This window comes from Kitasatospora sp. NPDC093679 (assembly GCF_040683455.1).
Classification (GTDB): Bacteria; Actinomycetota; Actinomycetes; order Streptomycetales; family Streptomycetaceae; genus Kitasatospora; species Kitasatospora arboriphila.
Map to the genome: position 1 here is coordinate 25,499 of NZ_JBFBDW010000055.1, position 18,384 is coordinate 43,882.

Below are 18,384 nucleotides of genomic sequence, written 5' to 3' on the forward strand. Positions count from 1 at the left end.
CGGCGGCACGGGCCGTCGTTGCGGTGGTTTGCAGCAACCGTTCTCGGTCGGACGGGCCCGCGGCCCCTCCCGGACGGTCGCCGGGCCTCAGGCGGTGCCCAGGCGCAGCACCGTCGTCGAGCGGAACTCCTCGCCCGGGCGCAGCACCGTCGACGGGTACGAGGGCTGGTGCGGCGAGTCCGGGTGGTGCTGGGTCTCCAGCGCGACGCCGGCGTACGGGCCGTACGGGACGCCGCGGGCACCGGTGACCGCGCCCTGGAAGCCGTTGGCCGTGTAGACCTGGATGCCCGGCTCGGTGGTGAGCACCTCCAGGGTGCGGCCGCTCTCCGGGTCCTCCAGCAGGGCGGCGCGGGACGGGCCGCCGTCGGCGGGGCGCTCGCGCAGCACCCAGTTGTGGTCGTAGCCGTGGGCCGCCGCCACCTGCGGGTGGTTCTCGGCGATGCCCTTGCCGAGCGGTCGGGCGGTGGTGAAGTCGAAGGGCGTGCCGGCCACCGCCTCGAACGGGCCGAGCGGGATCTGCCGGGCGTCCACCGGGGTGTAGTGGTCCGCGTCCAGGGTGAGCAGGTGGCCGAGCACGTCGCCGCTGCCCTCGCCCGCGAGGTTGAAGTAGGCGTGGTTGGTCAGGTTGACGACGGTGGGCTTGCTGGTGACCGCGTGGTAGTCGATGGTCACCGCGTCGGCGGAGAGCGTGTACGAGACGGTGACGTCGAGGCCGCCGGGGAAGCCCTGGTCGCCGTCGGGGCTGTACAGCTTGAGCCGGACGCCGCCGGGGATCTCCTCGGCCTCCCAGATCCGGTGGGCGAAGCCGTCCGGGCCGCCGTGCAGGGTGACGCCGTTGCCGGTGGGGGCGAGCGGGTGGTCCTCGCCGTCGAGGGTGATCCGGCAGTCGGCGATCCGGTTGGCGTAGCGGCCGACGGTGCTGCCGTAGTGGCGGGCGGCGCCGAGGACCTGCGGGAGGTCCTCGGTGGAGAGCAGGATCTGGGCGGGCGTGCCGGAGCGGTCGGGCGCGGTGAGGGTGTGCAGGGTGGCGCCGAGGGTGAGGACGCTGGCCTCCAGCGGGCCGTTGCGCAAGGTCCAGCGCTCGATCGCCGCGCCCGCGCCACTGGGTTCGAAGGGCTCGTGCCGGACCTCCGTGGCCTGTGCGGATGCCGCCATGGCCTGCTCCTCACCGAAGCGGCCGCGACCGCCTCACCTCGACTGCTGTTCGATTATGAGCGATCTTGTCGCCCCGGGAGCAGCCTAGCCCGGCCGGGACCCGGTACGGCGCTGCTGCGCGGTGCGTGCCCCGGCCGGTCGCGGGTTCCGGACGGTCTCAGCCGTCGTCGCCGGTGCGGGAGTCCTTGTCGGGCAGCCCGAGGGCGGCCGCCAGGCCCTCCGGCCCGGTGCCCGCTTTGCGGTGCACTGCGGCCAGTCGGCGGTGCACCAGGCTGAGCGGCAGGTCGAGGTGGTCGGCGATCCGCTGCGGCGGCAGTCCGCGCACGGCGAGTTCGGCGACCTCCCACTCGTGCTGGCTGAGGGCGTCCTTGGTGAGCGTGCGCAGCCGGTTCGGGCGCAGCCCGGAGACGGCGAGCTCGCGGCGGGCGCGGGCGACCAGGCCGTCGGCGCCGCACTGCTGGGCGAGTTCCATGCCCTGGTAGAGGTACTCGCCGGCGTCGACCAGCCGGCCGCTGCGGCGCAGCGCGGCGCCGAGGTCCACCAGGGCGTGCGCGTGCTCGTGGCCGGCCGGGGACTGGCCGAGCACGGCGACGGCCTCCTCCAGCAGCTCGACCGCGACCGGGCCGTCGGTGACGGCGGCCTGCAGCCGCAGGGCGGCGCCGACCGCGGAGGCCGAGCCGAAGGTGCGTGCCCGGTCGACGGCGTCCTGCGCGTGCTTGCGGGCCTCCTCCGGGTCGTCCGGGGCGAGGGCGAGCGCGAGGTGGCCGGCCCAGGGCGCCCAGACGGTGTTGTACCGGCCGCGGGCGTCGAGCTGCCGGCCGACCTCGGTGAGGACCTCGACGGCCCGGGCGCGGTCGCCGCGGGCGAGCAGCAGCTTGCCGTAGAGGGTGGGCGCGTCGGGCAGCACCATCGCGGTCTCGTGGTACGGCGGGGCGAAGCGGTACTGTTCGGCGAGCTCCCAGGCCTCCTGGACGCGGCCGCGGGCGAGCAGGGTGTCGGCGAGGACGCCGACGATGTCCCACTGCAGCGGCAGGTCGGGGGCGATCCGCTCGGAGATCCGCAGTCCGCGGCGGAGGAAGTCCTCGGCCTCCAGTAGGAAGCCGCGGCGGAACCGGACGAGGCCCATCAGGAAGTAGGCGAAGCCGCGGTGCGCGCCGCTCCACCCGGCGACCTCGAACTCCATGATGGCGTCGGAGAACAGCCGCTCGGCGCGGATGAGCTCGTCGGTGTAGGTGAGCGTGAGGCCGATCAGGGCGGGCAGCTCGAAGCCCCAGGTCGTGCCCGTCCAGCGGAGTTCTGCGGGCAGCCGGCCGTCGACCAGTGCCCGGTCGGCGAGCTCCACGGCGCGGGCGGCGGACCCGCCGCGCAGGGTGAGGTCCCAGGCCTGCATGGCCACCAGGGCGCGCTCGGCGCTGTCCCGGCCGGTGAGCGAGGTGGCCAGGTCCTCCAGCCGCCGGGAGCGGCCGACCGCGTCGTCCTCGTCGCGCTGGAAGGCGGCCCACATGAAGTGCGCGGCCTCCAGGCGGAGCCGGCCGGGGCCCTGCGGGGTGCGCTGCGCCTCCTCGTGGCAGACCGCGGCGGCCCGGGTCAGCTGGCCGGCGTGGGCGAGCGCCTCGGAGAGCCGGAAGGTGGCGTCGACCCGCAGCGCGGGGCTGAGGCCGTTCTCCGGCTCCAGGGCGACGGTGAGCTGGTTGACGGTGGCGGCCGGGTCGGTGAGCAGGGCGGAGCAGCCGAGCTCGTACATCACCTCGGCGCGGATCTCCTCGTCCGGCGGCTCGTTGAGGGCGCGCTCCAGGCAGCGCTTGGCGGCGTCCGGGGCGCCGATGGCCAGGTGCTCCTGGGCTGCCTTGCGCAGCTTGCGGACGATCGCGTCGTCGCCCTCGGGCAGTACCTCCAGCAGGTGCCGGGAGGCGGCGAGCATGGTGCCGCCGGCGTTCTCGATGGCGGTGGCCGCGATGCCGTGCATGGCGGTCTTGGTGGCGGCCGGCATCGTCAGGTAGATCGAGGTGCCGATCAGCGGGTGGACGAACTCCAGCCGGCCGTTGGGCTGGCTGGTGAGGACGCGCTGGCGGCGCAGCTGGCGGACGGACTCCTCGGCCTGGTCCGGGCCCTGGGCGGAGATCGCGGCGGCGAGGGTCTGCCGGATGTCGGTGCCGAGCAGCGCGGCGGCCCAGGCGAACCGCAGGGTGGTCGGGCCGAGCTTGTCCAGCCAGTGCTGCAGGGTCTCGCCGCGGGCGGCGGCGGCGAGGTCGTGCAGCCTGCGGGCGTTCTCCTCGCTGGGCTCCAGCGCCTGGTCGCGGACCTCGCGGAGCAGCGCGACGACCTCGTACGGGGTGCCGCCGGTGACGGCCCAGACCTGGCGGCAGAAGGCGTCCTCGGCGTGCGGGCCGAGTTCGGCGCGGACGAGGTCGGCGACGGTGTCCGGGGTGAGCCGGCGCAGTTCGTGGCGGTGCTGGGCGATGGACTCGATCTGGTGGCGCAGCGGCAGCGCCTTGTGGTCGAACTCGTCGCGGTAGGCGAGGACGAGCAGCACCGGCAGTTCGCGCGAGCGGACGGCGAACGCGGCGAGCCAGCTGAGGGACTCCTGGTCGGCCCAGTGCAGGTCGTCGACGACCATGACCAACGGGGCACGGCGCGGCGCGAGTTGGGTGAAGACGAAGTCGAGGCCGTCGCGCACGCCCTGCGGGTCGAGGGGCTCCAGCTCGTCGGACGGCGGGACGAGACCGATGGCGGGGCCGACGATGCCGTACCAGTTGCCGAAGACCTCCTGCTTCTCCTCCTCGGGCAGCGAGCCGAGCACCGGCTGCAGCAACTGCCGCAGCACGCGGAAGGGTTCGTTGCGCTGGCGCTCGCCGCCGCGGGCGAAGAGCACGGTGCAGCCGGGCTGGAGCTTGCCCAGGCGGCGGACCCGGTGCAGCAGCGAGGTCTTGCCCATGCCGCCGGGGCCGGAGTAGCAGAGCACCTCGCCGATCTCGGTGCCGCCGGCGGCGAACTTGCGGCACAGCCGGGCGACCGCCTCGTCGGCGGTGTGCAGCTCGGTGTCCCGCTCGCGCAGTGTCTCCTCGGCCGGAGAGGTGACGTACTCCTTTTCGCCCTGCCCGTTCTGATCTGCCGACACCGCCGCGCCTCCGCCTCTTCCGTTCCTCGTTCCGCCCACGACCCTAGCGCCGTGCACGCCCGCGCGGGCGGCATTCGTGCAGGCCCGACGGGAGTCGAGGGTTGAGGCCGCAGGGCCCGGGCAAATGCCCTGGTGCGCATGCCATCTGATGATCCGATCGGGTAGTCTGCCGGGCCGGACGACGCAGTGGATCTTCCGCACGTCCCAGTATCAGCATCGGGGTCACCGTACGACGCGCGAACGCACAGCACCGGATCCGAGAGTCACCTCGCTGGGAGCACCATGTCCGACGACAGCTCGCTCGACTTCCCGTTCCCGCACCGGCGCAGCGGGCACCACGCCCACGCCGCCGAGCGGCACCGCTCCTGGCTCGCCCGCCACCGCGAACTCGCGGACGTCGCGGACGCGGCGGTGTACGGCCACTGGGAGGTCGCAGAGCTCGCGGCGCTCAGCCATCCGGACGCGGGCCCGGACGAACTCGCCCTCGCCGCGGACATGTTGGGCTTCTTCTTCCTCTTCGACGACCAGTTCGACAGCGCCCTGGGCCGGCGCCCCACCGAGGTGTCCCGGATCTGCGAACGGCTGACCGCGCTCCTCTACGGCGCCCTGCCGGACGGCACCTCCGGCGTGGAACGGGCCTTCGCCGACCTCTGGAGACGGTCCACGGCCGGCATGCCCGGCCGCTGGCGGGCCCGGGCCGCCGCCAACTGGGAGTGGTACTTCGCCAGCCACCCCGCCGAGGCCGCCGGCCGGCTCTCCGGCCGGATCCCGGACCGCGAGGGCTACTTGATGCTCCGCCGGGGAACGGCCGCCATGGAGACCATCTTCGACATGGTCGAACGGCTCGGCGGATTCACCGTGCCGCAGGGCACCTTCCACCACCCCGTGCTGCGGCAACTGCGCCAGGTCGCCGCGGACATCCCCTCGTACAGCAACGACGTCCGCTCCTACCCGCTGGAGGCGCCGCGCGGGGACGTGTACAACCTGGTGATGATCGTCCAGCGCGAACGTTCCTGCCCGCCGGAGGAAGCCTGCTCGATCGTCCTCGCCGAGGCGCAGCTGCTGGTCGACCGCTACACCCGGCTGCTCGCCGAACTGCCCTGCGCCTTCCGCGAGCTGGAACTCGACGAGGAGCAGCGCGCCGTCGCACAGCGCTACGCCGACGGTATGACCGCCTGGCTGGCGGGCTACCTGCACTGGGAACGGTGGACGGGCCGCTACCGCACCGCGTGACCGGCGATGCACCCACCGTAGCGGACCCGGAGCCCCGCGACCAGAGCCCCCGGCACACGTGTACGGAGAATTCGGCCCCACCCGGCAGCGCGGGAGGTGACCACCCGGGGGCGAACCAGGGGCGCGTGGGGCCCCTGATCGTCCTCACCGCCCGCTGCGGGCCCGTGCCGCGCGGACGGCCTCCTCGATCCGCTCCGGCGGGATCCGCACGCCGGAGGCGATCCGCCCGCCGACCGCACCGAGCGCGGCCGCCGCACTCCGCGCCCACAGGTGCTCGATCAGCACCACCACGGCGACGCTGCCCGGGGCGAGCAGGGCGGCCGCCTCCTGCGCGTCGGCCGGTCCGATCAGCGGCAGCTCGTGCCCGCCGGCCGCGACCACCCCCTGCAGGTGCTCCACCTCGCCGACCTCCGCGTACTCGACGGTGCCGTCGGCGCGGCGGGTGACCACCAGGGCGTCGACCACCCGGATGTCCCCGGCCGTCCGCAGGGCGGCGAGGGCGCGGGCGCTCTCGGCGGTGATGGCCTCCTGCGGGAACGTCAGGACGATCAGTTCGGCCGGCCCCATCCAGGGCACTCCTTCCGTCGGCGGTTCCCCGCGGTGACCCCCGGATGCGGATCAAAGCACAGCCCGGGCCCGGTGCCGCGGAGGCGGGGCGCGGACGGCGCACGCCGCTGGCGGGCGGCCGGGCCCCGTGGTCTCTGGGAAGCACGGCACCGTGCCGTGCATCCGGGACGAGGAGGCCCCGACCATGACGATCCCCGCCGCCAAGCTGTCCAATCCCGCCGTTCGCGCCCTGGTCACCGCGATCAACGGGGGCGACCCGAAGGCGTTCTTCGACGTGCTGACCCCGGACGCCACGATGTCCGACGACGGCTCGGACCGCCCGCTGGCGGCCTGGGCGGAGCGGGAGATCTTCTCCTCCCGGGGCCACATGGACGTCCAGACGGAGAAGAACGGCGGCCTCGCCCTGATCGCCAACTACCGCAACGACACCTGGGGCGAGATGCGCACCGCGTGGCGGTTCACCGTGGACGGGGAGCGGATCAGTCGTTTCGAGACCGGCCAGGCGTAGGCTCCGCAGCCCGCCCGGCACAGGTGGTGAAGCGCTTCGACACCGGGCCTGGACACAGTCCATCTGCCTCTCTAAGCTCTCCGGGCAGGACAGCATCAAGCCGCACAGCAGACGTCGTCGAAGCGCTTCACCAGCGGCGCCCGGCCGTGTCGCGAGACGGAGCACCAGATGGTCACGCTCGCCCAGGTCGCCCGGCACGCCGGAGTGTCCCCGAGCACGGTCTCGTACGTCATCAGCGGCAAGCGGTCCATCTCGCAGGACACCCGGCTGCGGGTGGAGCGCAGCATCGCCGAGCTCGGCTACCACCCGCACGCGGGGGCCCGGGCGCTGGCCAGCAACCGCTCCAACGTGATCGCCCTGATGATCCCGCTGCGCACCGACATGTTCGTGCCGGTGATGATGGAGATCGCCATCGCGATCACCACCACCGCCCGCCGGTTCGGCCACGACGTGCTGCTGCTGACCAGCGAGGAGGGCCCGTCCGCGGTGAAGCGCGTCGCCGCCAGCGGGCTGGCCGACGCGATGATCCTCATGGACGTCGAACTCGAGGACGAGCGGATCCCGCTGCTGCGGCAGACCGGGGCGGCGGCCGCGCTGATCGGCCTGCCCGCCGACCCGGCCGGGCTCACCTGCGTCGACCTCGACTTCGAGGCCACCGGCGCGCTGGCCGCCGACCACCTCGCCGACCTCGGCCACCGCGAGGTGGCCCTGATCGGGGCCGCCGAGTCGGTCTACCGCCGGCACACCGGGTTCGCCGAGCGCACCCTGGCCGGCTTCCGGCAGCAGGCGGCCGCCCGTGGCCTGGGCTTCCTGCACCGCCCCTGCGGGGCCGGCCACGAGGCGGCCAGCGGGACGCTCTCGCGGATCCTGCAGGAGCGGCCGAACACCACGGGCTTCGTGGTGCAGAACGAGGCGGCGCTGCCGCACCTGCTCAGCCAGCTCCGGCAGTCCGGACGGGCCGTGCCGGAGGACGTCTCCGTCGTCGCGGTCTGCCCCGACGAGGTGGCCCTGCACTCCGCCCCGCAGCTCACCTCGGTCTCCATCCCCGCACAGGAGATGGGCCGGCGCGCGGTCGAGCTGCTGATGGCCCAGGCCGGCGGTGAGGACACCTCCGGGCTGACCCTGCTGCGCCCCGCCCTCACCGTGCGGGAGTCCAGCGGTCCCGCCCCGCGGACCGACTGACGCACCGCCGGCCGTCCCCTCGTCCGATCCCCCGCACCACCCGCTCCGCCCGCTCCACCCGGCCGCTCGCGCGCATCGCCGATCCCCGGGAGCCGGGCGCACCCGCACGCGCCCGTACCCCCGTCGATCCGCACGCCGGGGCGCAGCCCGCGCCGGCGCGCCCCGCGCTGCCGCGCGCAACCCCCAGGAGCCGTCCCGTGAACCACCACCTGCCCATCCCCCCGCCGGAGAAGCCCGAGGCCCCGGTGTGCTGCGCGAGCACGACGGCGCCCTGGAGTGGCACGGCCACCTGGAGACCCTGCGGGTGGAGCCCTGGGGCCCGGACGCGATCCGGGTGCGGGCGGTGCGCGGCGGGCGGCTGCGGCCCGACCTGCCGGGGCGCTCGGCGAGCGCCCGCCGGCCGCGCCGCAGGCCGCGGTGAAGACCGAGGGCGCGTCGGGCGGGTCGTCAACGGCGCGATCACCGCCGAGGTCACGGAGCGCGGGATCGTCCGCTTCCTGCGGGCCGACGGCAGCGAACTGCTCTCCGAGCGGCCCGCGCACTTCTGGTGGCCCGGCGCCCGGCTCTACACGCCGACCGGCAACGGCCACCACCGGCCGGAGCAGCGCTTCGCCGCGTACGACGGCGAGAAGCTGTTCGGCCTCGGTCAGCACCGGCACGGGCTGCTCGACCAGAAGGGCGCCACGATCGACCTGGTGCAGCGCAACGCCGAGGTGTCGATCCCGGTGCTGCTCTCGGACCGCGGCTACCTGCTGCTGTGGAACGACCCGGCGGTCGGCCGGGTGGAGCTGGCCGTCAACGGCACCCGCTGGGTCGCGGACAGCGCCCGCCAGTTCGACTACTGGATCACCGCCGGGCGGCCGGCCGAGACCCTGGCCCGGTACGCCGACGCCACCGGCCACTCCCCCGAACTCCCGTCGTGGGCCATCGGGTTCTGGCAGTGCAAGCTGCGCTACCGCACCCAGGAGGAGCTGCTCTCCGTCGCCCGCCGGCTGTCCACCTCCAGCCGGACGCTGCGCCGCCGGATCCGGGTGCTCTGCGACCGGATCGGGGTGCGCACCCCGCTGCAGGCCGCGGTCTGGGCCGCCCGGCGCGGCCTGATCTGACCGCCCGTCGGCTCCGCGGCAGGAGCCGACGGCACCCGAACCGGAGGGAGAACCCGTGCCGCTGACCGACCTGCCCTACGAGGACCTGCTGCGCTACCGCCCGGAGCCGGCCGCCCCCGCCGACCTGGACCCCTTCTGGGACGACACGCTCGCCGAGGCCCGGGCGCACGGCGGCCCGGCCTCGGTCACCCCGGTCGGCGACAGCCTGCTGCGCGGCGCCGAGGTGCACGACGTGCGCTTCCCCGGCTACGGCGGCAAGCCGGTCGCCGGCTGGCTGCTGCTGCCGCGCGGCGCCCGCGGGCCGCTGCCGGTGGTCGCCGAGTACCTCGGCCTGCACCGCCGGGACGCCGTCGAGCAGGTCTTCGCCGCCCTCGCGTACGTGGACGGCCTGCACCTGGCGCCGCGGGCCACCGCGCCCGCGCTGTTCAGCGCGGCGCTGATGGACCCGGTCTGCCCGCCGTCCACGGTCTTCGCCACCTACCACCGCTACGGCGGCCCGGCCGCGATCGAGGTGTGGCGATTCGGCGACCACACCGGCAGGCGGGCCTCCCAGCAGCGGCGCCAGCTGGAGTGGCTGTGCGAACAGGGCCTGGGCGCGACGAACTGACGGCCGGTCAGCCCGTCCGGCCCGCCAGGCAGGCCCGGACGGCGGTCATCAGGCTGCGGGAGCGGATGTCGCCGGTCACGCCGGGCTGCATGCCGTTGGTGACGTAGCCGAAGCCGATGCCGAGCTCGGGGTCGGCGAAGCCGAGCGAGCCGCCGCGGCCGGGGTGGCCGAAGCTCGCCGGCGTGGCCATCGGGGAGGTGGCGGCGTGCCGGAAGAAGCCGTGGCCGAAGGTGGTGTTGACGATCAGCACCTTGTCCGGGCCGCTGACCGCGGGGCCCATCGCCTCCTTCAGCACCTCGGGGCCGAACAGTGCGGGCAGCCGCTCGCCGGGCGCCCCGCCGTGCCGGTCGGCGGCGCCGATCAGCGAGGCGTAGAACCGGGCCACCGACCGCGCGGTGCCGATGCCGCCGGCGCCGGGCACCTCGGCGGCCTGCACCGCGGGGTCGTTCAGGTCGACGGCGGCGAGCACCGCGCCGAACGCCCGGGCGGTCAGCGAGGTGCGGTCCTGGTAGGCCCGGACGACGGAGGCCTTGGGGCGGACCTTCATGCCGCTCGGGCCGGTGTGCGCGGCCTCGGGCGCGGGCAGGTCGACCAGCCGGCCGACCCGCGGCGCCGCGCCCGCGGGCAGGCCGATCCACAGGTCGAGGCCGAGCGGCTGGGCGATCTCCTCGGCCAGGTAGTGGCCGATGCTGCGGCCGCTGACCCGCCGCACGATCTCGCCGACCAGCCAGCCGAAGGTGTACGGGTGGTAGCCGTGGGCCGTGCCCGGCTCCCAGGCGGGGGCCTGGGAGGCGACGGCGGCGGCGGCCGGCTCCCAGGTCAGCAGGTCCTCCAGGCGCAGCGGCACGTCCAGGACGGGCAGTCCGGCCTGGTGCGAGAGCAGCCAGCGGACGGGGATCCGCTCCTTGCCGGCGGCGGCGAACTCGGGCCAGTAGGAGACGACCGGGGCGTCCAGGTCGAGCAGGCCCTGCTGGACGAGGTGCAGGGCGGTGGCGGCGGTGAGCCCCTTGGTGACGGAGCGCAGCACCTGGGCGGTGTCGGCGGTCCACGGCACGGCGGGGGCGGGTCGCCCGCCGACCTCGGGCCTGGCGTCGCCGCCCCACAGGTCGACCACCTTGCGGCCGTCCAGGTAGAGCGCGAAGGCCGCGCCGAGTTCGCCGTACTCGCGGAAGTTGCGGGCGAAGGCCTCGCGGACGGGTTCGAAGCCCTCCGCCGTCTCGCCCCAGATCTCCACCGCTGTCACGTTCCCCGCCGTTCCTCGCCCGTGCGTCCGGTCGCTTCCTCGCCCACGTCTCCGGTTGGAACGATAGTCGGACGGTCCTACCGGTGCCGCCGGGGTGCCGGGCCGCGCGGGAGCCGGACCGCCGGGAGCGCCCGCACCGCCCGCGGCGCGGCCCCGTCCGGCGGTAGTGTCCCGAGCATGACGAATCCCGCCGAAGAACTGCTCGACGTGGTGGACGCCCGGGACGAGGTGGTCGGCACCGCGACCCGCGCCGAGGCGTACCGGGACGGCCTCACCCACCGCTGCGTGTTCGTCCTGGTCCGCGACCCGCAGGACCGGATCTTCGTGCACCGCCGCACGGACACCAAGCTGTTCGCCCCCGGCGCCTACGACTGCTTCGTCGGCGGGGTCGTCGGCTCCGGGGAGTCGTACGCCGAGGCGGCCGTCCGGGAGGCCGAGGAGGAGCTCGGGGTGCGCGGGATCGAGCCGGTGCCGCTGTTCCGCTTCCTGTTCGAGCAGGACGGGCTGTCCTGGTTCTGCGACATGCACGAGGCCCGCTGGGCCGGCCCGGTCTCCCCGCAGGTCGAGGAGGTGGCCTGGCACGGCTGGCTGACCGAGGAGGAGCTCGCCGAGCGGCTCGCCGAGTGGGACTTCGTGGCCGACGGCCGGGAGGCGTACCGGCGCTACCTGGAGTCCCGTCCGTCCTGAGCGGCCCGCTCGTCGCCGAGGTCCCACTCGGGGTGCTCGCGGGCGGCCCAGCGCCGGTCGACCAGCCCGGTGCGCATGCCGCGCCGGGCCTCCGGGTCGCGCACCGCCATCCAGACGTGGCCGCCCACCACCACCCCCACGGCGACCGCCAGCCAGTCGTGGACGAAGGTCGCCCCGGTGCGCCACACCAGCGGCGCCAGGTGCGTGAACCACATCAGCAGCCCGGTGCCGAGCATCACCAGCACCGCACCGGCGATCCACGCCGCGTACAGCTTCTGCCCGGCGTTGAACTTGCCGGCCGGGCGGTCGTGGGAGCGGCGGCGGACGGCCCGCAGCCAGCGCCGGTCGGCCGCGGTGAACCGGTTCAGCCGGGCCAGGTCGGCGCGCAGCGCCCGGGAGGCGAGGCCGAGCAGCAGCGGGACGGGCAGCAGCAGGCCGCACCACTCGTGCACCACGACGACCAGCCGGCGGCGGCCGACCAGCTCCGACAGCGGCGGGTAGTAGAGCATCAGCGCGGTGGCCAGGCAGGTCAGCAGCAGGCCGGCGGTGGCCCGGTGCACCAGCCGCTCGGCGTGGGCGAAGCGGGCCACCCGGGCGGCGGGACGGGCGGCGCGCCCGGGGTCAGCCGGTGGGTGCATCGTCGCGTCCGTTGGAGCGGCCGACCCAGGCGTCGACGTCGTAGCCGAGGCGCTCCCAGTAGCCGGGGCGCACCTCCGGGGTCACCGTGATGCCGGAGAGCCACTTGGCCGACTTGTAGAAGTACATCGGCGCGACGTACAGCCGCACCGGGCCGCCGTGCGCGTGGCCGAGCGGGCGGTCCTGCATGCGCAGCGCGACCAGCACGTCGTCGCGGCGCGCCTGGTCGAGGGTGAGGCTCTCGCTGTACGCGCCGTCGAAGCAGCTGAACCGCACGGCGGCGGCGCCGTCGCGGACACCGGCCCGCTCCAGCAGCAGGCTGAGGCGCACCCCCTCGAACGGGGTCGCCGGCACCCGCCAGCCGGTGACGCACTGTACGTCGTGGACGATCCGGGTCTGCGGCAGCGCCTCGAGGTCGGCGAGCCGCAGCGTGGCCGGTCGGTCGACCAGGCCGTCGATCCGCAGCTCGTAGTCGGCGGCCGTGCGCCCGGGCACCGAGGCGACGACCGAGTAGTAGCGGAACCCGCCGCCGCCCGGCACCAGGTCGCTCAGGCCCGTCGGGTCGCGGCTGGTGACCGCCTCGACGACGCGCTGCAGGTGCGGGCCCGCGGCGACGCCCGCCGCCCCGAGGCCCAGCATGCCGAGCACCACCCGCCGCCCGACCGGCGTACCGCTGGATTCGTTCACCCCTCGATTCGACCACCCGCCGGGCCCGCCGACCAGGGGCTACCGGCGGACGTCAGACTTTCGTCACCTCCGCCACCCGGCGGGAATCCCATGATCGAGTGATCATCCGACGGTCCGGGCTGGATAGGGTGGCGCCATGGTTTCCCGTACGCCCTCGACGGCGCCCCGGTCGGAGGATCAGCCCAGCCGTGCCGACAAGGCGCCCCGGCGCCGGCTCAGCGTCGACGAGCGGCGGGAGCAGTTGATCGCGGTGGCGCTGGAGCTGTTCAGCCGGCGCCCGCCGGAGGAGGTGTCGATCGACGACATCGCCGCGGCGGCCGGCGCCTCCCGGCCGCTGGTGTACCACTACTTCCCCGGCAAGCAGGCGATCTACGAGGAGTCGCTGCGCCGGGCCGGGCAGGAGCTCACCGCCCGCTTCGAGGAGCCCGCCGACGGGCCGCTGTCCGAGCGGCTGCTGCGGGTCATGGGCCGCTACCTGGACTTCGTGGACAGCCACGGCCCCGGCTTCGCCGCCCTGCTGCGCGGCGGCTCGGTCGCCGCCAGTCCGGGCACCAACGCGGTGATCGACGAGGTGCGGCGGGCCGCGCAGGAGCAGATCCTGCTGCACCTGGCGCTGCCGAAGGCGAGCCCTGGGGTGCGCCGCACCGTCCGCGCCTGGATCGCCAACGCGGAGATCAGCTCCCTCGACTGGCTGGGCGAACGGGCCGTCCCCCGCGAGGAGTTGCAGCTCCAGCTGGTGCAGGAGCTGGTCGCGGCGCTGGCCGTCACCGCCTCCCGCGAACCCGCACTCGCCGTGGAGTTCGCCGCCTTCTTCGCCGAGGAGCGCCCGGACGGCCCGTGCGCCGGACTCGTCCGCGACCTCGCCGGCCTGCTCGCCGTCGACGGCATCGCCGACGCCCTCGGGCACCTGGCGTCGGGGGCCTGACCGCACCGCGGGACCGGCCGCAACAGGGCGGGGACGGACGGCCGGTGGGCCTCGGGGGTCACCGCGGCGTCGGCCCGGTCTGATAGAAAGTGGACAGATTTTCCACCGGGAACGAGGGGGGCTCGGCGCATGACTTTGGACGGCTTCGCCGGCGCGGAGCGGATCGCCGCGACACTGGACGTACTGGCCGAGGCGCTGTTGGACGAACGGGCCACCCACTACGCAGCCGGGTCGCTGACGGCCTTCCGGCGCGACGACCACCCGTCCGCCGACGCCCTGTTCGGCCTGCGGATCGCCCCGGGCGGGCCCGGTGTGCTGACGGTCCGTGGGCTCGGCACGGTGGTCGAGGGCGGCACGGCCCGCGGCACCGGGTCCGCCGCCGGCGCGACGGCCGCACTGGCCGCCCGCTTCGGCGCCGGCGAGGTCCGCGGGGTCGCGGTCGACGCAGCGGCGGGCGACGCCGTCCCGGGCGCCTTCCGGCTGCCGGTGGTGCCGGAGCCCGGCGACGTCAAGCTCCGCCCGCCGTTCACGGCCGCCCTGGCCGCACTCGCCTCCGAGCGGCCCACCCGCGCACCCGAGGAGCTGTCGACCGGTTCCGGCACCGAGGTGCGCCTCGTGGTGCCGCCGGTCTTCCACCCGCTGACCGCCCGCGGCGACGGCGCCTCGGTCGCCGCCCACCTGGCCGAGGTCGCGGAGGAGCTGTTCGCCGGCGCCGGTCCGGCCGCGCGCCGCGACTGGTCGGTGATCGCCGCCTCGCTGGCCGGCGAGGCGGCCGCGGCCGGGGTGGTCTTCGCCGGGCTCTGCGCGCTCGCCGCCGAGGGCCGGACGAGCCACGCCTCGCTCACCGTCTCGCTCCATCGGCACAGCGGACCGGCCGACCAGCTGGCCGTCCGGCTGGCCGACGCACGGCCGCACGCCGAGGTGTGGACGGTCCTGCTGCCGGCCGGCCCCGCCGCGCTGCTGGTCGAGCCGCGCACCTCCCCGGTGCCCGCCGAGCTGACCGCCGACGGCCGGCGCCGATGGGCCGTCAGCTCCGTGGCCCAGGCGGTGCTCCCGCTGCCGGACGGCGCCACCACCCTGGTCCTGCAGCTCGGCACCGTCCAGGCCGAGGACTGGGAGCTGTACGCGGGCGTCTTCGCGGACGTCCTGCAGAGCGTGCAGCTCGGCTGGGACGGCGTCGGCGCGGCCCGGCCGCAGCCGGTCGCGGAGCCGGTCGCCGGCGCGCCCGCACCGCCTGCGCCTCCCGCGCCTCCGGTGCCTGCTCCTCCGGTGCCCGCCGAGCCGTCCGTCACCGCCCCGACGCTGCCGCAGGCCGTCTTCGAGCAGCCGCCGGCCGTGCCGCCGATGCCCCCGGCCCCGCCGGTGGTGCCCGCACCCACCGCCGAGCCCGTTCCCGCCCCGGCGCCGGTGCCGCCCGCGCCGGTCGCGGCCGAGCCCGTCCTCGCCTCGGTCGCGGAGGTGGCGCCCGCACCCGCCCCGGAGCGGCCGAAGGGCACGCCCGTCCGGGTGCCCCCGCCGGACTTCAACCCCTTCGCCCCGCCGGCACCGGCCCCCGCCCCGGCAGCCGCCGCGGCCCCGGCCGAGACGGCGGCCGCCCAGGTCGGGGGCCAGGCCCCGGGCGCGGGCAAGGGCACCCCGGTGCGCGTCCCCCCGCCGGACTTCAACCCCTTCGCCCCGCCCGCGCCCTCGGCCCAGGCCGCTCCCGCCGCGCCGGCACCGGCCCCCGTGGCAGCGGCCCCCGCTCCGGCGGCGCCGGCGAAGGCGGACCCGTTCGGCACGGTGGTCACCAACGAGCCGCAGGACCCGTTCGGCACGGTGACCTCGCGGCCGGCTCCGGCGGCTGCCGCCCCTGCGGCGCCCGCCCCGGCACCGGCCGCTCCGGCCGCGGCTCCGCCCGCTCCGGGCAAGGGCACCCCGGTACGCGTCCCCCCGCCGGACTTCAACCCCTTCGCCCCGCCGGCACCGGCCCCCGCCGCCGCCGAGCCGGCCGCACAGGAGGCTCCGCCCGCTCCGGGCAAGGGCACCCCGGTACGCGTCCCCCCGCCGGACTTCAACCCCTTCGCCCCGCCCGCGCCCTCGGCGCCGGCCGCTCCCGCCGCGCCGCCGGCGCCCGAGGAGCCCCCGTCGTACAGCCCCTTCGGCTGACCGGGTCAGCGGTGCACGGCCGACGGCCGGGCAGGTGGTCTCCCACCCGCCCGGCCGTCGGCCGTTTCCGCACCCGGACCTCCCACCACCGCCCGCCGAGTGACGGAGCGTCATCACCCGGCGACACCGCATGGTCCAGACCTATTGCGCAGCGGCCGCACCCTCCCTAACCTCCTGGACAGGACCTCCGCGGCAACCCGACGGCCCGAGGACCCGGCTCCGCCGCGCCCGCGCGTCCGGAGCCCTGCACCTGGCACCTCCCCCACAGGTAGCGGAGCCCTGGGCCGTACGCGGTCCGGCGTGCTCCCGGACAGGAGCTCTCACCCATGCGCAAACGTCGGTACCGCCTCCCGCTGATCGCCGCGGGGACCCTGCTCGCACCGCTCGTCGCGGTCGCCCTGCCCGCCACCGCGGCCCATGCCGCGGGCGCCACCGCCACCTTCACCAAGGACCAGGACTGGGGCACCGGGTACGGCGGCAGCTACACCATCACCAACGGCGGCACCAGCGCCGTCAACGGCTGGACGCTCGAGTTCGACCTGCCCGCCAACAACACGGTCTCCTCGCTGTGGAACGCGACCTACACGGTGGCGTCCTCGCACGTGACGGTGAAGAACCCGAGCTGGCAGCCGAGCATCCCGGCCGGCGGCTCGTACAACTTCGGCTTCAACATCGCCTACTCGGGTGCCTACGTGCCGCTCGCCAACTGCAAGCTCAACGGCGCGCCGTGCGGCGGCGGGGGCGGCGACACCGCTCCGCCGACCGTGCCGGGCAACCTGACCGGGACGCCGAGCGGCAGCAACGGCGCGGCGCTGTCCTGGACGGCCTCCACCGACAACGTCGGGGTGGCCGGCTACGACGTGCTGGAGGGCAGCACCAAGCGGGCCACCGTGACGGGCACCTCGGCCACCGTCACCGGGCTGTCCGCGGGTGCGCACGGCTTCACCGTGGTCGCCTTCGACGCGGCGGGCAACCGCTCCGCCGCGGCCGGGCCGGTGACCGTCACCGTCCCGACCACGACCGACCCGCAGCCGCCGACAGCTCCCGGCACACCGACCGTCACCGGCACCACGTCCAGCTCGGTCTCGCTGACCTGGGGCGCCTCCACCGACAACGTCGGCGTGGTCGCCTACGACGTGTACAACGGCGGCACGATCGCCGCGACCGTCACCGGCACCTCGGCCACCGTCGGCGGGCTGGCCGCGGACACCTCGTACACCTTCACCGTGAAGGCCCGGGACGCGGCGGGCAACGCCTCGGCCGCCTCCGGCCCGGTCACCGCCCGCACCCGGACCGGCGGCGGGGGCGGCGGCACCATGAAGATCGGCTACTTCACCCAGTGGTCGATCTACTCCCGCGGCTACAGCGTGAAGCAGCTGGAGACCTCGGGCAGCGCGGCGAAGCTCACCACGCTCAACTACGCCTTCGCCAACATCCACCCGACCACCAAGCAGTGCTTCATCACCAACAAGGCGGCCGGCAACGACTCCGACCCGAACGCGGGCGACGGCGCCGGTGACGCCTGGGCCGACTTCGGGAAGGGCTGGGACGCGGGCAACTCCGTGGCCGGCACCACGGACACCTGGGACCAGCCGCTGGCGGGCAACTTCAACCAGCTCAAGCAGCTGAAGGCCAAGCACCCGAACCTGAAGATCCAGATCTCCATCGGCGGCTGGTCGTACAGCAAGTGGTTCTCCGACGCGGCCGCCACCGACGCCTCCCGCAAGGCGCTGGTGAGCTCCTGCATCGACATGTACATCAAGGGCAACCTGCCGGTGATCGACGGCCGCGGCGGCGCCGGCTCCGCAGCCGGCATCTTCGACGGCATCGACCTCGACTGGGAGTGGCCGAACTCGGACGGCCACCTCGGCAACATCTACAAGCCCGCCGACAAGGCCAACTACACCCTGCTGGCCCAGGAGTTCCGCCGCCAGCTGGACGCACTGGGCGCCACCACCGGCAAGCACTACACGCTGAGCGCCTTCCTGCCCGCCGACCCGGCGAAGATCTCCGCGGGCATCGACGTCCCGGGCCTGTTCGGGGCGTTCGACTTCGCCACGATCCAGGGCTACGACTACCACGGCGCCTGGGAGACCACCACCAACCAGCAGTCGGCGCTGACCCTGCCGGCGGGCGACCCGAGCCCGGCGAACCAGCGGTTCAGCTCCGAGATCGCCATCAACGCCTACGTCTCCGGCGGGGCGCCGAAGAGCAAGCTCACCCTCGGCATCCCGTTCTACGGACGCGGCTGGCAGGGCGTGCCACGCGGCACCACCAACGGCCTGTTCCAGACCTCGACCGGCGCCGCCCCCGGCACCTACGAGGCCGGCTACGAGGACTACCACAAGCTCAAGGACATGGCCGCGAGCGGCGGTTACACGATCTACCGGGACCCGGTGGCGGGCTTCGCCTACCTCTACAACGGGAACGTCCTCTACACCTACGACGACCCGACGGAGATCGCCCGCAAGACCGCCTGGATCAAGGCGCAGGGGCTGGCGGGGGCCATGATCTGGTCCTTCGACGGCGACACCACGAGCGGTGAGCTGATGACCGCGGTGGACAACGGCCTCAAGTAGCCGTCG

14 protein-coding genes and 1 pseudogene are annotated in these 18,384 nt (G+C 75.1%); 9 read left to right on the forward strand and 6 right to left on the reverse strand.

Features of this window, described 5'->3' with window-relative positions:
- Window positions 1-87: 87 nt before the first annotated feature.
- Both AB0O09_RS31790 and AB0O09_RS31795 read right to left on the reverse strand, forming a co-directional pair.
- A complete protein-coding gene (locus AB0O09_RS31790) occupies window positions 88-1,155 on the reverse strand; it encodes an aldose epimerase family protein (protein WP_363547748.1) in 1,068 nt (355 codons plus the stop codon).
- A gap of 157 nt (window positions 1,156-1,312) precedes the next feature.
- Complete coding sequence (locus AB0O09_RS31795) at window positions 1,313-4,273, reverse strand: AAA family ATPase (RefSeq protein WP_363547751.1); 2,961 nt, start codon at window positions 4,271-4,273, stop codon at window positions 1,313-1,315.
- 282 nt (window positions 4,274-4,555) lie between these two features.
- Here AB0O09_RS31795 and AB0O09_RS31800 point away from each other — a divergent pair, with 282 nt between their 5' ends.
- Window positions 4,556-5,506: a terpene cyclase gene (locus AB0O09_RS31800; RefSeq protein ID WP_363547753.1), complete on the forward strand. Its 951-nt coding sequence runs from the start codon at window positions 4,556-4,558 to the stop codon at window positions 5,504-5,506.
- Between the two features lie 144 nt (window positions 5,507-5,650).
- Here AB0O09_RS31800 and AB0O09_RS31805 read toward each other — a convergent pair whose 3' ends face one another.
- Window positions 5,651-6,073, reverse strand: coding sequence for a DUF6325 family protein (locus tag AB0O09_RS31805; RefSeq protein ID WP_363547755.1), 423 nt, complete (start codon window positions 6,071-6,073; stop codon window positions 5,651-5,653).
- Window positions 6,074-6,257: 184 nt separating this feature from the next.
- Between AB0O09_RS31805 and AB0O09_RS31810 the strand changes: the two genes are divergently transcribed.
- The 4 genes and pseudogenes from AB0O09_RS31810 (at window position 6,258) to AB0O09_RS31825 (ending at window position 9,476) form a co-directional block, all read left to right on the forward strand.
- Window positions 6,258-6,581, forward strand: a complete 324-nt coding sequence (locus AB0O09_RS31810) for a nuclear transport factor 2 family protein (RefSeq protein ID WP_363547758.1) — start codon at window positions 6,258-6,260, stop codon at window positions 6,579-6,581.
- Window positions 6,582-6,749: 168 nt separating this feature from the next.
- Window positions 6,750-7,763 (forward strand): LacI family DNA-binding transcriptional regulator, encoded by a 1,014-nt coding sequence (locus AB0O09_RS31815; protein WP_363547761.1) that lies wholly within the window; start codon window positions 6,750-6,752, stop codon window positions 7,761-7,763.
- A 253-nt stretch (window positions 7,764-8,016) separates the two neighbouring features.
- Window positions 8,017-8,752: pseudogene (locus tag AB0O09_RS31820) on the forward strand (family 31 glucosidase); the annotation flags it as partial.
- Window positions 8,753-8,924: 172 nt separating this feature from the next.
- Window positions 8,925-9,476: an acetylxylan esterase gene (locus AB0O09_RS31825; protein WP_363547764.1), complete on the forward strand. Its 552-nt coding sequence runs from the start codon at window positions 8,925-8,927 to the stop codon at window positions 9,474-9,476.
- A gap of 7 nt (window positions 9,477-9,483) precedes the next feature.
- Here the strand turns inward: AB0O09_RS31825 and AB0O09_RS31830 are convergent, their stop codons facing one another.
- Window positions 9,484-10,710 (reverse strand): serine hydrolase domain-containing protein, encoded by a 1,227-nt coding sequence (locus AB0O09_RS31830; RefSeq protein WP_363547811.1) that lies wholly within the window; start codon window positions 10,708-10,710, stop codon window positions 9,484-9,486.
- A gap of 186 nt (window positions 10,711-10,896) precedes the next feature.
- On the opposite strand from AB0O09_RS31830, the gene AB0O09_RS31835 reads away from it, so the two are divergent.
- Window positions 10,897-11,406, forward strand: a complete 510-nt coding sequence (locus AB0O09_RS31835) for an NUDIX domain-containing protein (protein WP_363547766.1) — start codon at window positions 10,897-10,899, stop codon at window positions 11,404-11,406.
- Here the strand turns inward: AB0O09_RS31835 and AB0O09_RS31840 are convergent.
- Together AB0O09_RS31840 and AB0O09_RS31845 are read right to left on the reverse strand one after the other, a co-directional pair.
- Complete coding sequence (locus AB0O09_RS31840) at window positions 11,382-12,044, reverse strand: cytochrome b/b6 domain-containing protein (RefSeq protein ID WP_363547769.1); 663 nt, start codon at window positions 12,042-12,044, stop codon at window positions 11,382-11,384. The genes AB0O09_RS31835 and AB0O09_RS31840 overlap by 25 nt on opposite strands.
- A complete protein-coding gene (locus tag AB0O09_RS31845; protein ID WP_363547814.1) occupies window positions 12,028-12,681 on the reverse strand; it encodes a molybdopterin-dependent oxidoreductase in 654 nt (217 codons plus the stop codon). Before AB0O09_RS31845 ends, AB0O09_RS31840 begins: the two co-directional genes overlap by 17 nt.
- A 184-nt stretch (window positions 12,682-12,865) precedes the next feature.
- Between AB0O09_RS31845 and AB0O09_RS31850 the strand changes: the two genes are divergently transcribed.
- The 3 genes from AB0O09_RS31850 to AB0O09_RS31860 all read left to right on the forward strand — a co-directional run bounded on the left by AB0O09_RS31850 (window position 12,866) and on the right by AB0O09_RS31860 (window position 18,378).
- Entirely contained in the window at window positions 12,866-13,654 is a 789-nt protein-coding gene (locus AB0O09_RS31850) for a TetR/AcrR family transcriptional regulator (RefSeq protein WP_363547772.1), read from the forward strand.
- A gap of 129 nt (window positions 13,655-13,783) precedes the next feature.
- Entirely contained in the window at window positions 13,784-15,799 is a 2,016-nt protein-coding gene (locus AB0O09_RS31855; RefSeq protein WP_363547774.1) for a hypothetical protein, read from the forward strand.
- Between the two features lie 326 nt (window positions 15,800-16,125).
- Complete coding sequence (locus AB0O09_RS31860; protein WP_363547777.1) at window positions 16,126-18,378, forward strand: glycosyl hydrolase family 18 protein; 2,253 nt, start codon at window positions 16,126-16,128, stop codon at window positions 18,376-18,378.
- Window positions 18,379-18,384: the final 6 nt, after the last annotated feature.

Coding starts and splice junctions, on each gene's coding strand:
- AB0O09_RS31790 (WP_363547748.1), bottom strand. CDS start 1,155: ATGGCGGCATCCGCACAGGCCACGGAGGTCCGGCACGAGCCCTTCGAA.
- AB0O09_RS31800 (WP_363547753.1), top strand. CDS start 4,556: ATGTCCGACGACAGCTCGCTCGACTTCCCGTTCCCGCACCGGCGCAGC.
- AB0O09_RS31805 (WP_363547755.1), bottom strand. CDS start 6,073: ATGGGGCCGGCCGAACTGATCGTCCTGACGTTCCCGCAGGAGGCCATC.
- AB0O09_RS31810 (WP_363547758.1), top strand. CDS start 6,258: ATGACGATCCCCGCCGCCAAGCTGTCCAATCCCGCCGTTCGCGCCCTG.
- AB0O09_RS31815 (WP_363547761.1), top strand. CDS start 6,750: ATGGTCACGCTCGCCCAGGTCGCCCGGCACGCCGGAGTGTCCCCGAGC.
- AB0O09_RS31835 (WP_363547766.1), top strand. CDS start 10,897: ATGACGAATCCCGCCGAAGAACTGCTCGACGTGGTGGACGCCCGGGAC.
- AB0O09_RS31840 (WP_363547769.1), bottom strand. CDS start 12,044: ATGCACCCACCGGCTGACCCCGGGCGCGCCGCCCGTCCCGCCGCCCGG.
- AB0O09_RS31845 (WP_363547814.1), bottom strand. CDS start 12,681: ATGCTGGGCCTCGGGGCGGCGGGCGTCGCCGCGGGCCCGCACCTGCAG.
- AB0O09_RS31850 (WP_363547772.1), top strand. CDS start 12,866: ATGGTTTCCCGTACGCCCTCGACGGCGCCCCGGTCGGAGGATCAGCCC.
- AB0O09_RS31855 (WP_363547774.1), top strand. CDS start 13,784: ATGACTTTGGACGGCTTCGCCGGCGCGGAGCGGATCGCCGCGACACTG.
- AB0O09_RS31860 (WP_363547777.1), top strand. CDS start 16,126: ATGCGCAAACGTCGGTACCGCCTCCCGCTGATCGCCGCGGGGACCCTG.